This is a genomic window from Actinomyces sp. Z5 (assembly GCF_003287795.1).
Taxonomy (GTDB): domain Bacteria; phylum Actinomycetota; class Actinomycetes; order Actinomycetales; family Actinomycetaceae; genus Actinomyces; species Actinomyces glycerinitolerans.
In genome coordinates, this window is the sequence record NZ_QMIN01000012.1 from 15020 (window position 1) to 28455 (window position 13436).

Here is a 13436-nt window from a genome sequence, read left to right on the forward strand (position 1 = left end):
CGACACGAGTTCCCGCCGGACACACGAGTTTTGGAGCTTTGCAGGTGCGGGGCGCGTGCAATCCTCTAAAACTCGTGTATCTGAAGCAAACGCGTGTACTTGACGCAGATGCGCTAGACGGCGACGCCGATGAGGTGGCCGATGCCCCAAGTGACGGTCATGGCCAGCGCACCGCCGAATACATTGCGCAACACCGCGGGTCGCACCGGGGCGTCACCGAGTTTGGCCGACACCGCGCCGGTCAGCGCCAGCCCGGCCAGCACGGACACGAAGGTCAGCGGGATCTTCACGCTCACGGGCAGCAGCAGAATGGCCAGCATCGGCAGCATGGAGCCGACCGTGAACGCCACCGCGCTGGAGATGGCGGCATGCCAGGGGTTGGTGTAGTCGTCCTCGCGCAGCCCGAACTCGGCCTCCAGGTGGGCGCCGACGGCGTCGTGCACCGTCAGCTCGCGGGCGACCCGGCGCGCGGTCTCATCCGTCAGGCCCTTGGCGCGATAGTGGGCGGCCAACGAGTCGACGCCGGCGGCCGGGTCGGCGTCCAGCTCGGCGCGCTCACGGGCCACGTAGGCGCGCTCGGTATCCGACTGGGTGGACACGGACACGTACTCGCCGGCGGCCATGGAGACGGCCCCGGCCAGCACTCCGGCCACCCCGGCGGCCATGATGGCGCCGGTGTCGGTGGGGGTGGCGGCGGCGACACCGATGACCAGGCCGGCCACGCTGACAATGCCGTCGTTGGCGCCGAGCACCCCGGCCCGCAACCAGTTGAGCCGCGACGCCAGGGCGGAGGCCCCGCCGGTGTCCGCGTAGGCGGCTGTGGCGGGCTGGTAGCGGCGCGGCCGCGCGGTGAGCCACAACGCCGTTGGGCAGGCCTCCGGCTCCGGAGGAGCGGGGTTATCAGCCGACGGCACGCGTGGCCCGGCCGAAGCGGACAGACGCTCCGAACGGAAGGGACACGAGAGCTGCGGCACACCCATGCTCTGAAGATAAGGTCGATCAATGCGCCTGTATAGCAAAGGTAGATTTACCTAATGAGTTCTCGTCAGACCTTCATGGGGCCTTCGCCCAGCCGAACTCCAGGGTGGAGCCGGTAGGGTTGTGTGCAGGGACCGCACCGGACGGCACCCGTGCAGGAGGAATCCATGGCTAGCAAGCTCCCCTTCATCGTCGGCCTCGGCGCCGGCTACGTCCTCGGGACGCGCGCAGGCCGCGCCCAGTACGAGCGGATCAAGGCGTCGGCCACCAAGCTGGCCGATCAGCCCTTCGTGCGGGACAAGCTCAGCGCCGCCTCCAACCGCGCCTCCAGCTTCGTGCGCGAGCAGGGCGAGGCCGTCACCGACAAGGTTGCCGACGCCGTCAAGGAGCGCCTGTTCGGCGCGCCCGCCGCGCAGCCCTCCCCGGCCCCCTCGGTGACCGTCGACGACGCAGAGGTCCGCCCCGTCAACCAGGCCGACTGACCGCGCCGACTCGGCGTCGCAACCACGTGCGCGACGCGGACGCGACTTCCGCGGGGGCGCCCGCTGCGGCCATACTCGGGGAGTGTCATCTCCGCGCTACGCCCCGCCTAAGGATCTGTCCGGCTACGCCTGGCTCTCCGTCGGCGCGGCCCTGGCCACCATCACGCTCAAGGCGGCGGCCGCCTGGCTGACCGGCTCGGTCGGGCTGCTATCCGACGCCGCCGAGTCCCTGGTGAACCTGGTAGCCGCCCTGGTGGCGGTGGTCGTGCTGAAGATCGCCATCCGCCCCGCCGACGACGACCACCAGTTCGGCCACTCCAAGGCGGAGTACTTCTCCTCCGTGTGCGAAGGCGCCATGATCTTCGTGGCCGCCGCCTTCATCATCTTCTCCGCGGTGGAGCGGATCATCGCCCCGGTCATGCCGGAGCGGCTGAGCCTGGGCCTGGTGATCTCGGTCGGCGCCTCCCTCATCAATGCGCTGGTTGCCTGGGTGCTGCTGCGCAAGGGCCGCGCCGAGCACTCGGCCACACTCGTCGCCGACGCCAAGCACCTGCTGACCGACGTGATCACCTCCGCGGCCGTACTGCTGGGGGTGGGCCTGGTGGCCATCTTCCATTCGCCGGTGCTCGACGCCGTCGTCGCACTGGGAGCGGGCCTGAACATCATGTGGACCGGATTCCAGCTGATCCGCGACTCGGTGGCCGGACTCATGGATGTGGCCCCGGACCGGGAGGCGCTGGAGCGGATCAACGCCATCCTGGACGAGCGGCGCCGCACCGGAGTGGTGGACTTCCACGCGGTGCGCGTCCGCGAGGCGGGCAGCCGCCGCTTCGCCCACCTGCACGTGCTGGTTCCGGGCGCCTGGACGGTCAAGCAGGGCCACGACTACACCGAGGCGCTGATCGATGAGTTGGTCTCCGCCGACCCCAGCCTGCGGGTCTCCGCCCACCTGGAGCCGATCGAGGACCCGCTGTCCTATGCCGACGTCGAGGACGTCTGACGGCCCGACCCCTCAGCCCTGACGGGCGCGCAGCCGCGCCAGCGGACCGTCGGCCTCCGCCAGCAGCTCCCGCGGGGCGCCGGACTGCACCACGCGGCCGCCGTCGAGCACGACGACGTGATCGGCCTGCTCGATGCGGTGCAGCCGGTGGGTGATCTCCACGACCGTGGCCCCGCGCCGCGCCGCCCAGTCGTGCACGCCATCACGCACGCGCGCGTCGACGGCGGGGTCGAGGTGACTGGTGAACTCGTCCAACACCAGCACGTCCGGCTCGGCCAGCAGGGCGCGCGCCAAGGCGAGCCGCTGGCGCTGCCCGCCGGAGACGGAGGCGCCGCGCTCGCCGAGCAGGGTGTCGTAGCCGGCGGGCATGGCCGCCACCTCCTCATGCAGCGCAGCGACCCGGCAGGCCGCCTCGACCTGCTCGCGGGTGGCCCCGGGACGGGCCAGGCGCACGTTGTCGGCCACGCTCATGCGAAACAGGTGCGCCTCCTGGCTCACCAGCGCCACCCGGCCACGCAGGCCGTCGGCCGCCGCCTCGCGCAGGTCGACGCCGCCCACGCGCACCCGCCCGCGATCGGGGTCGTCGAAGCGCAGCGCCAGCCGCGCGAGCGTCGTCTTACCCGAGCCGGATACCCCCACCAGGCAGGTCCACTGTTCGGCCGCCGCGCGCACGCTCACCCCGCGCAGGGACGGGCGCGAGGCCCCCGGGTAGGTGTAGTCGACGTCCTCCCAGGCGATGCCGAGGGGGCCGGGCGGCAGCACAGCGGCACCGTCGGGCAGTTCGACCGGGGCGGTGGCCACCTGGTGCACGCGCTCGGCGGCCGCGAGCGCAGTGGGCAGGGAGCCGGCCAGCTCCTCCGCGCCGCGCACCGTCTCCCCCAGGCGCAGCACGGCCGCCGCCGCAGCCGCCAGCGCGGCGGGTGAGACGACCCCGGCGGCGACCGGCCCGGCACCGGCCGCGACGACGGCGATGGGTCCCGCCAGCACCAACAGCTGTACCCCACCGCGGCGCAAGGCCCCGGCCGCCGTCGCGGGGCGGGATGCGGCCACCACGGCGTCGTCGAGGGCGCGGGTGCGCTCCAGGCGCTCGGCGGCGCGGCCGTAACCGACCACCTCCGCCAGCCCCTGCACGGAGTCGGTGACATGCTGGGTCAGCGCCGCCCGGGCGGCGACGGCGCGTCGGGATCCGGCCGCAGCCAGGCGCTGCCCGAGGACCGGAACCACCGCGATGGCCGCCACCAGGGTGAGGGCGGCTGCGCCGGCGACCGGCCAGGTGGTGCCGATCCCGATGGTGACCACCACGGTCAGCGGCACCAGCAGGGCGCTGACGGCGGGGGCGAAGGTGTGGGCGAAGAACACCTCGATGCGGTCGACGTCCTTGGTGGAGCGGGCCAGCAGGTCGCCGGAGTGGGCGGTGGTGAGCACCCGCGGGGCGCGGCGGGCCAGGGCCCGGAACAGTTCGGCGCGCAGCAGCTCCAGGGAGCTGAAGGCGACCGTGTGACCGAGGAACTGCTCGCCGTAGCGCAATGCGGCCTTGGCCAGGGACATGACCACCATGGCGCTCAGCACCGGCCAAACCGAGGGAGCGGGGCCGCCTGCGGCCAGGGCCTGGGCGGCCTCGACCACGGCGTGGGCGGCCAGGGCGAACATGGCCACGCCGAGCAGTTGGCCGGCCACCCGGCAGACGGTGGAGGCCAGCAGTGGCGGCAGGGCCGGCCGAGTGACCGTGAGCAGCCAGCCGACCAGCGCGCGGCGGGAGGGGCGGGCGGCGTCGCCGGGGGCAGGGGCCGTGGCGTTGGGGCGGGGCGGGGTTGGCGTGCTCATCGCAGGGTGCCCTCCGCAACGGTGACCACCCGGTCGGCGGCGGTGGTTGCCCCGGCGCGGTGGGAGACGGTGATGACGGTGCGGCCGACCGACAGGCGCTCGATGGCGTCGATAATCGCGGCCTCGCTGGCCAGGTCGACCTGGCTGGTCGGCTCGTCGAGCAGCAGCAGGGGCCGGTCGGCGAGGAAGGCGCGCGCCAGGGACAGGCGCTGGGCCTGGCCGCCGGAGAGCCGGGAGCCGCGCTCGCCGACGTCCGTGTTCAGGCCGTCGGGCAGGGCGCGGACCTCGTCGGCCAGGTTGGCGGCCTGCAGCGCCTGCCACATGCGCGCCTCGGTGGCGCCGGGGCCGGCCAGGCGGAGATTGTCGGCGATGGTGCCGGTGAACAGCCAGGTGGTCTGGTCGACCACGGCGCTGGTGGCCCGGATGTCGTCCTGGGTGGCGGCGGTGGAGGCGATGCCGTCCACGTGCACGGTCCCGGCGGCGGGCAGCAGGTCCCCGCGGATGAGGGCCATGAGGGTGGACTTGCCGGCGCCGGAGGGGCCGACGACGGCCACATGCTCGCCGGGGGCAACCTCCAGGTTTACGTCGGCCAGCACGATGACCGGGGCGGGCGGCTTGGGCCGCGGGTGGGCGGCGGGTCCGGGGTGTCCTCCCGGATGCCCACGGGTTGCTGAGGCGCCGGGGTGGCCCCCGGGGTGCCCGCCGGCGTCGGCGGGGCGTGGCTCCCGGACGGCGGTGACGCCGCGCAGCGAGACCATGGGCGCGGCGGTGTGCGCAGCCGCGCCCGGGGCTGCGGGCCCGTCGGGGTCCGGCTGTGGCGCTGCGCCGTCGGGGCGGCGGCGGGCAAGGACGCGGCGCAGGGCCCGCTGGTTGGCCATGCCGCCCATCCCCACGTAGAAGAAGCTGCCGACCCGGTCCAGTGGCTGCAACAGGATGCAGGAGACCAGCACCAGCGCGAGGGCGCCGTCGAGCCCGATCGCCCCGGAACCCAGGCGGGTCAGGGCGAGTGCGGTGGAGGCGGTTACCAGGAACAGGGAGAACAGGCCGTCGGTGACCAGGATGACCAGCTGGTTGCCGGCCAGCAACCGCATCACCGCGCGGCGGTTGGCCTCGCCGAAGGCCTCCAGGTCGGCGGCGCGGCGGTTGGCGGCGCGGGCGAGCACCAGTGTGGTCAGGCCCTGGATGGAGTCGAGGTATTCGGCGCTCAGCCGCATCCGCTGCGCGCGCGAGTCGGCCGAGGAGCGGCGCAGTCGCCGATGCAGGAAGACGATGAACGCGGGTACCACCACGAAGGCGGTCGCCAGCACTAGTGCGCTGAGCGGGTCGACCGTTGCCCCGAGCAGCGCCAGCACCAGCAGCGGGGAGGCGATGGCGGCGATCGTGGGCACGAGGAAGGTTTGCCGGTAGGCGGCCACCCGCTCGGCCCCGTCGGTAAGCAGGGTGACGGTGGCGCCGGTGCGGGCCGACGCGTGCGCGGGGCCGAGATCGAACAGGTGGGCGAGCACCTGGCGGTGCAGCGCCCCCTCCTGGGTGGCGGCACTGGCCTGGGCGAGATAGTGGACGGCTGCCGCGCACACGGCGGAGACGAGGGCGGCCGTGGCGGCGACGATGAGGTGGTGGGCCGCGGCACCGGGCGTGGCGGTTGCGCCGGCGAGTGTGGCCAGTGCGGGGGCCGCACTCGCCACGGAGGCGACGGCGCGGGCCGCGGCAATCAGCGCCCACGCCTCGGCCAGGGAGCCGACTGCGGTCAGCACGGCGGCCGCCGCATTCGCGAGGGTGCCAGCGCGGGTGCCGAGCCTGGGCTTGGAGGCAGCGGCCGCCGCTGGGTCGGCGGCACCATCGGCACCGCGGGGGCGGTCGGCGGGCTGCGTCTTCATCATGCACTTATGATCACCTAATCTCTGCCCCTCTATGACCCCGGTCCGCCGTCTGCAAAGCCCTCGGCCGCGAGCATTGTCCGAATCCGGGACAAACGCCCCCTAGGCGCTGGAGCACACCTCGCAAAACGTTGAAATCACGCGGGCGCCAGGGCGGAGCGCGGGACCGGATCCGGCGTTTGTCCCCGCTGGTGACAATCAGCCTCAGCCTGCAGCGCCGCGGTCCACAGGTGGCGTTCATGCAGGGTGAATCCACAGCGCTCAACAACGTCGCTGGATTGCTCACCCGCATGTGGAGAGCATCGAGGCATGAAACGGCGCGAAGACGACATCCTGGCACGGGTACGCGGCTGCTACGGCGCGGTGCGCCTACGTGACCTCGGCCTGGACCGTACCGAGTACCGCCAGGTCGAGCGGCTCATCGCTGCCGGCACGCTCATTGCCCATCCGCACGGAGTCGTGAGCGTGCCGGGTGCCGACCGCAGCCTGGTCCTTGCTCGAATACACCGTGGAGTCATCACCTGTCAGCACGCGGCGCAGTACTACGGTTACCCGCATCCGCGGCGATATATGACGGTCCACCTGGCAGTACCTCATGGCGGGTCAGCGGCCCCGATAGGCAATGAGATTCTGCATGTAGAGCGGTCTTTGGAGCCGCCCTTGCCTACCGATTACCCGGTGGCGTCAATTCCGGAAATGCTCGCGCGCTACCTGCGCTGCGATCCCACCCCGGAGGGGCCGCTGATGGCCTGCGACGCCGCCCTCCATCAGGGCCACACGTCGGTAGAAGCCATCGCAGAGCTGCTGCGGGGCCCCGGCTCCCGACAGGCTCGGCAACGCCTCGGCCTGGCCAGCTCGCGTGCACGCTCGCCACTAGAAACGCTCGCACGGTTGCAGCTACACCAAGCCGGCATTTCCTTCGAAGACGGGGTAGACATCCATCGCGTTGGAGAAGTAGACCTGCTTGTCGACGGCTGGCTGGTCCTCGAGCTCGACGGCTACAGCTACCACGAAGACGAGTTCCAATTCGGCCTGGATCGCCGACGCGATCGCGAACTGACCCGACAGGGCTACCGGGTCGCCCGTTTCACCCGCCAAGACGTCCAAGCCGGCCGAGTAGGAACGGAAATCCAAGAACTCCTGGCGGCTCGAAGCCGTCTTGCCGGCAGTTCCTGAAGCACATTGTCCGAATCCGGGACAAACGCCCCCTAGGCGCTGGAGCACACCTCGCAAAACGTTGAAATCACGCGGGCGCCAGGGCGGAGCGCGGGACCGGATCCGGCGTTTGTCCCCGCTGGTGACAATCAGCCGCGTGGAGGACATCCTCGGCGCATGACCGCTGCCCGTCTGCGACCTGCCACGCGACCCGTCCGGCGAGTGCACGGGCGCGGACGGTTAGCATGACGCCATGACCACACCCACGTATCTCCTCGTCGATGGGGAGAACATCGACGCCACTCTCGGCATGAGCGTGCTGGGGCGTCGCCCCGAGCCCGATGAGCGCCCGCGCTGGGACCGCGTTCTGTCGTTCTGCGACGATCTTGCCGACGACTCCGACGGCGACGTCGGCGAAGACGAGACCCGCGCCCTGTTCTTCCTCAACGCCACCTCCGGACACATGCCCATGGGCTTCGTTCAGGCGCTGCTGGCGATGGACTACCGGCCGATCCCGCTGGCGGGCTCCGGCTCCCAGGAGGAGAAGGTCGTCGACATCGGTATTCAGCGCACCTTGGAGGCGCTGGCCGAGCGCGTCGAGTCCGGCGAGTCCGTACATGTGCTGCTGGGCTCGCACGACGGCGACTACGTCCCCCAGGTGGAGCGTCTGCTCGACGCCGGCGCCCAGGTCGACGTGCTGTGCTTCCGGGAGTTCCTCAACACTCAGCTCGCGTCGCTGGAGTCGCGCGGCCTGACCGTCTACGACCTGGAAACGGACGTCGACGCCTTCACCATTGCGCTGCCGCGCGTCCGCATCATCCCGCTGACCGAGTTCGACCCGCTCAAGTTCATCTGACGCTGTGGGCGGCGGAGCCGCACCTCTCGAGGAGCGGTCCCGCCGCCACAACAACCGACCTCGGCACGCAACTTCGCCCGACCGCGGCGAAGACGGCCGGTCGGGGAAGCACCATGGAAACACATTCCACACTCCCACCACGCGTCCAGGAGACTCCCAGAGTCACCGTGCACAGTGGCGGCATGGACCGCACCCACGATTCTCAGCAGACGTCTCACGAGGCCCGCCTCCTCGTGGTGGACGACGAGCCGAACATCCGCGACCTGCTCGCCTCATCGCTGCGCTTCGCCGGCTTCGAGGTGCTTACGGCGGCGGACGGCAACGGCGCCCTGCGCGGCGCCGAAGAGGCCGACCCCGACCTGATCGTGCTGGACGTCATGCTGCCCGACATGGATGGGTTCACTGTCGCCCGGCGCCTGCGCGAGCGCGACGTAACCATCCCGATCCTGTTCCTGACCGCCCGCGACGACATGGCGGACAAGGTGCAGGGCCTGACCGTCGGCGGCGACGACTACGTCACCAAGCCCTTCGGCCTGGAAGAGGTCGTGGCCCGTATTCGCGCGATCCTGCGCCGCACCCGCGCCCTGGAGGGTGAGGACGACGGCATGGTGCGTGTAGCCGACCTGACCCTGGACGAGGACGCCCACGAGGTGCACCGCGCCGGCGTCGAGGTGGACCTGTCCCCCACCGAGTTCAAGCTGCTGCGCTACCTGATGCTCAACGCCGGCCGCGTAGTGTCCAAGTCTCAGATCCTGGACCACGTGTGGGAGTACGACTGGAACGGTGACGCCGCCATCGTGGAGTCCTACATCTCCTACCTGCGCCGCAAGGTGGACCAGATCTCCGGCGCCGACGGCAAGCCGGTCGCCCCGCTGATCCAGACGCGCCGCGGCGTCGGCTACATGCTGCGCGAACCCAAGGCGGGTTGAGCGTGCGCGCCACCGTGATGGACACGGTGCGCCGCCCACCCACAGGTCGCCAGTACCGGCCGGTCCGCCGCGGGCGCTGGCACCTGCTGACCGACTTCAAGCGGGCGTGGCGCGCTCAACCGCTGCGCAGCCGCCTGGCCCTGATCACCACCGGCCTGCTGACCGTTGGACTGATGACCTTGTCACTGTTGGTAACCCAGTTACTACAAGGCCACTTGAACGGCCAGGTGGACGATCAGTTGAGAGCCACCGCCCAGGCCATCGGCACCCAGGGGCTGACCGCCCTCAGCACCAGCCGTTCCAGTAGCTCAAGCAGCAACTCCTCCATGCCCTCCACCTACTACCTGGAGGCCCAGTATCTCGACGGCGAGAACGGTCAGATGATCTCCTCCGACACCGCCGCCAAGTACGGCATGCCTATCATCGGCACCCTGTCGCTGGATCAGGCCGTCGCACAGGCCTCCGATCCAAAGCTGTTCACGGTCGACTCCGACCAACTGCACCACCAGTGGCGGGTCATCGTCCTGCCGATCGACGATCGCAACACCGGAGAGCACATCGGCGTGGTCGCCATCGCCCTGCCGCTCAGCGATGTGATGGAGACGGTCGAGCAGACACGCCTGGTGGTTGCACTCACCGACGTGTCCGTGATTCTGCTCGGCGCCATGGCCGCCGCGTACCTGGTGCGGCGCTCCTTCCGCACCCTGCGCCAGATCGAGGGTGTGGCCGGGCAGATCGCCGGCGGGGACCTGTCCGCCCGCGTCCCCGTCACCGAGCCGCCGACGACGGAGGTCGGCTCCCTGCAACGCGCCCTGAACACGATGTTGCAGCAGAATGAGCAGGCCTTCGACGTGCAGGTCGTGGCCCAGGAGCGCATGACCCGCTTCGTCTCCGACGCCTCCCACGAACTGCGCACGCCCCTGGCGGCGATTCGCGGCTACGGGGAGCTGTACCGCATGGGTGGCGTGCCGCCCGAGCGCACCGGCGAGGTCATGGGGCGGATCGAGTCCGAGGCCTCCCGCATGGGACGGCTGGTGGACGACCTGCTGCAGCTGGCCCGCATGGACGAGGGCCGGGAGATGGCGATGGAGCCGGTAGACATAACCCGGATTGCGGCGGGGGCGCTGACGGACATGTTGGTGCTGGCCCCCGACCGCGACTGCGCGCTCCTCCCGCTTGACGATGCCGACGGCGAGGCGCCCCCAACGATGGTCCTGGGCGACCGGGACCGCCTGTCCCAGGTGCTGACCAATCTTCTGGGCAACGTCACCCGCCACACCCCCGACGGCTCCCCGGTCGAGATCGCCGTCGGCACGGTGAACCGGCCGCCCGCCCCCGGGGTGGGCCGGCCCGCCGACCGCCCCACCGCGAGGCGGCAGCCCGCCGATGGCACGCGGGCGCCGCAGGGGCCGACCGTCGTCGTCGAGGTGCGCGACCACGGGCCGGGCGTGGCGGAGGCGGACGCGGAGAAGGTCTTCCAGCGCTTCTACCGGGCCGACACCTCCCGCAACCGGGAGACCGGCGGCTCCGGGCTGGGGCTGTCGATCGTCTCGGCCATCATCGCCCGCCACGGCGGCACGGTGCGCATGGACCAGACGCCCGGCGGCGGCGCCACCGTCCATATCGAGCTGCCCGCCCTGGTTACCGCGCCAGAGGAGAGCACCCCCAACACCCCGCAGTAACCCCGCCGAGATCGGTAGTACTTACGTGCCGAGATCGGTCGGCGCGACGACGAACGGGGTACGCGCGCAAAAGGTGGCGGGTAGAACACCCCGTGGGCTTCAAGTTCGCCGCCGGTAGTCCTACCATGGCTGCGTTTCATCTCATCTTGGAGGCTTTCTCATGAGCCAAATGGACGTGATCGACTCGCCCCAGTGGTTGCTCCCCGCGTTCGTACGCAGTGCGAAGGCGGTCGGCGCTACCGCGCCGGTCGAGCAGATCCGCACCACCGGGGAAGAGCTCGTCTCCCTGTGGACGAGCCCCGACCGGCACTTCCATAACCTCAAGCACGTCATCAACATGCTGGCGCGCGTCGACGAGTTGGCCGACGAGTCCCACAACCCCGACGTCATGCGGCTGGCCGCCTGGTACCACGGGTGCGTGTTCTGTACCGCACAGGAGTCGACCTATCGGCGCAATGGCGGCGAGGATGAGGTGGCCTCCGCCGCCTACGCCGCCAAGAGCCTGCAGGCGCTCGGCGTGCCCGACCAGACCGTGGACCGCGTGTGTGCGCTCATCCTGAACCTCAAGCGCCACAACCTCGCCAAGAACGACATTGACGCCCAAGCCCTCTCCGACGCGGACCTGGGGGCGTTGGCCGTAGAGCCCCAGCAGTACAAGAGCTACCGGGCAGCGGTGCGCGAGGAGTACGCCCACATCCCCCTGGAGGACTTCCTGCGCGCACGCCTGGCGATCATCACCCGGCTGCTGGACCGCGAGACGCTGTTCTCCTCCCCGCTGGGCGCCCGTTGGGAGCTGCCCGCACGGGAGAACCTGGAGGCGGAGAAGCGTCACCTGGAGAACAAGCTGACGCAGCTGCCGCCGTCCGCGCAGCAGCCCCGCCCCACCGCGTCGACCGCAGGATCCGGGGCCAACGCGCATGAGCAGCCCGATGCGGTTGCAGCGACGCCACTCCAGCCGGAGGCAAGCAGCTCAGATACGCAGGACCGGTCCGTGCAACTGGGTGGTTTGGAGGCGGCCGCCGACGCCGACGTCGTTCCCTCGGAAGTCCGGCCCGTCGCGCCCGCGCGCGCCACGGCCGCCTCCGCGTCCACACCGCCGGAGGCGGCCCGCGCGCATCGACGTGCGCCCCGGGACCCGGATGAGTTGCACACGACATCCCTGGAGTCGTGCGCGGATGAGCTCGACCAGCTGTTGTCCAAGCCGCGTCCGGGCGAGGAGGGCCCGACCGACCGTGCCAGCGCGGCGGAGGCGGAGCGCGCCAAGCTGGCCGAGAAGCTGCGCGCCAAGTGCGAAGAGGCCAAGGCGCTGCGGGAGGCGCGCACGGGCGAGTTCGCCGCCATCACCGAGCCGATCCTCGGTTCCTCCGCCGACTGAGGCGGCAAACTGTCCAGGATCGGCACGAACGCCCTCCACGCCCGCTGACAACGAATCACGAGCGGCGTCGTTTCAACGTTTCGCGCCGGGCCGGCCCGCACCCGCAGGACGTTTATGCCGTTGCCGGACGTTCGCGTCGGCGAGGTCACCAAAGTCCACAGGCGCGGTTCGTGCAGGGTGAATCCACAGAGATCGACGGCGGTGGATGCGGGCGCCTCAACTCAATCCCTACGGTGATTTCAAGCGCCGCGGCTGCGGCGCCGCCCACATGTCCGGGCCACAGGGGCTCCGGACCGTCTCACCGAAAGGCTCCCGCCATGCCCGTCTTCGCCGTCGACACCCAAGCCGTCACCGACACCGCCGTGCGCGCCCGCACTCGCATCTCCACCATCCAGACCGAGGTGGACGGAATGCAGGGCGACATCTCGCTGCTCCAGTCCTCCTGGACGGGTGGCGCCTCCGACTCCATGGCCGCCTGCGCCGCCGACTGGCACGTCACCGCACTGCAGGTGCAGGCGAGCCTGGACGCGATCAGTCAGGCCCTGGACCAGTCGGCCGTCTCCTACGACGACGCCGAGACCGCCAACTCCGGTCGCTTCAGCTACCAGGCCCCGCCCGCCTGAGCAGCGCGCCCGATGACGGCGGGCCGCCTCCTGCACTCGCAGGAGACGGCCCGCCGTCGTCGCGTCGGCCTGCACCCAGGGTGAACACATGTATCTCTAAAACGCAGCTCATTCAACGCACCTCTTTTCTCTTGACTCCTCCCGCGATCACAGAGATATTGGTCACACCTGATTTCGAAGGAGCGCCATCATGCACAGACGCATGCTCGGCGGCCTGACCGCCTGCCTCCCGGCACTCGCAGCCGCATCACCTGCGATCGCCGCCGAAGCACCCCCACCCCAGAGGACCTGGTCCAAGGTGCCACCACGGACAACGTTTCTTAGGAATCATCAATGAGCATTCTGCTTTGGATCCTGTTCGCCCTGGCGCTGCCCGCCGTAGCGGGATGGCGTTCGGGAGAGCGACACTGGGACGGCTTCGTTCTGTTCGGCCTGATCGCCGTCGCCACCATCGCCCTGCGACACCTACAGGTGTTCGACTTCGATGGGCTCGGTATGCTCAGCGCCCTCATTGTGTTCCTGGGCATTCACTTCTGGCAGCTGCAAGGCAACCGCTCGACCAACACGTGACCGTAACACGGTCAGACTGGCCTCCCACACGCATGGATAGCTGACACACGACGGCGGGCCGCCTCCTGCACTCGCAGGAGACGGC

Annotated in this window: 12 protein-coding genes; 9 read left to right on the forward strand and 3 right to left on the reverse strand. The window is 70.6% G+C overall.

All coding sequences use genetic code 11. The annotated features are described in order from the left end of the window. Positions 1-113: 113 nt before the first annotated feature. Positions 114-980, reverse strand: a complete 867-nt coding sequence (locus DRB06_RS01140) for a VIT family protein (RefSeq protein ID WP_234415952.1) — start codon at positions 978-980, stop codon at positions 114-116. 165 nt (positions 981-1145) lie between these two features. On the opposite strand from DRB06_RS01140, the gene DRB06_RS01145 reads away from it, so the two are divergent. Together DRB06_RS01145 and DRB06_RS01150 are read left to right on the forward strand one after the other, a co-directional pair. After that, complete coding sequence (locus DRB06_RS01145; RefSeq protein WP_108969047.1) at positions 1146-1460, forward strand: protoporphyrinogen oxidase; 315 nt, start codon at positions 1146-1148, stop codon at positions 1458-1460. Positions 1461-1542: 82 nt separating this feature from the next. After that, complete coding sequence (locus DRB06_RS01150; protein WP_111818923.1) at positions 1543-2460, forward strand: cation diffusion facilitator family transporter; 918 nt, start codon at positions 1543-1545, stop codon at positions 2458-2460. Positions 2461-2472: 12 nt separating this feature from the next. On the opposite strand, the gene DRB06_RS01155 is transcribed toward DRB06_RS01150, so the two are convergent. Both DRB06_RS01155 and DRB06_RS01160 read right to left on the reverse strand, forming a co-directional pair. Beyond that, positions 2473-4284 (reverse strand): ABC transporter ATP-binding protein, encoded by a 1812-nt coding sequence (locus DRB06_RS01155; RefSeq protein WP_111818924.1) that lies wholly within the window; start codon positions 4282-4284, stop codon positions 2473-2475. Next, complete coding sequence (locus DRB06_RS01160) at positions 4281-6164, reverse strand: ABC transporter ATP-binding protein/permease (RefSeq protein ID WP_258522100.1); 1884 nt, start codon at positions 6162-6164, stop codon at positions 4281-4283. Before DRB06_RS01160 ends, DRB06_RS01155 begins: the two co-directional genes overlap by 4 nt. Positions 6165-6470: 306 nt before the next feature. On the opposite strand from DRB06_RS01160, the gene DRB06_RS01165 reads away from it, so the two are divergent. The 7 genes from DRB06_RS01165 (at position 6471) to DRB06_RS01195 (ending at position 13351) form a co-directional block, all read left to right on the forward strand. After that, a complete protein-coding gene (locus DRB06_RS01165) occupies positions 6471-7337 on the forward strand; it encodes a DUF559 domain-containing protein (protein ID WP_073328017.1) in 867 nt (288 codons plus the stop codon). Between the two features lie 232 nt (positions 7338-7569). Next, positions 7570-8172, forward strand: a complete 603-nt coding sequence (locus DRB06_RS01170; RefSeq protein ID WP_073328015.1) for an NYN domain-containing protein — start codon at positions 7570-7572, stop codon at positions 8170-8172. A gap of 182 nt (positions 8173-8354) precedes the next feature. Further along, entirely contained in the window at positions 8355-9101 is a 747-nt protein-coding gene (locus DRB06_RS01175) for a response regulator transcription factor (RefSeq protein ID WP_073328014.1), read from the forward strand. 17 nt (positions 9102-9118) lie between these two features. Continuing rightward, positions 9119-10783, forward strand: coding sequence for a cell wall metabolism sensor histidine kinase WalK (locus tag DRB06_RS01180; protein WP_111818928.1), 1665 nt, complete (start codon positions 9119-9121; stop codon positions 10781-10783). Between the two features lie 160 nt (positions 10784-10943). Beyond that, complete coding sequence (locus tag DRB06_RS01185; protein ID WP_309300318.1) at positions 10944-12158, forward strand: hypothetical protein; 1215 nt, start codon at positions 10944-10946, stop codon at positions 12156-12158. 317 nt (positions 12159-12475) lie between these two features. After that, positions 12476-12781 carry a WXG100 family type VII secretion target gene (locus DRB06_RS01190; RefSeq protein ID WP_073328011.1) on the forward strand — a complete coding sequence of 102 codons (306 nt, stop codon included), beginning with the start codon at positions 12476-12478 and terminating at the stop codon, positions 12779-12781. A 333-nt stretch (positions 12782-13114) separates the two neighbouring features. Beyond that, on the forward strand, positions 13115-13351 hold the full coding sequence (locus tag DRB06_RS01195; protein ID WP_111818926.1) for a hypothetical protein: 237 nt from the start codon (positions 13115-13117) through the stop codon (positions 13349-13351). Positions 13352-13436 lie beyond the last annotated feature (85 nt).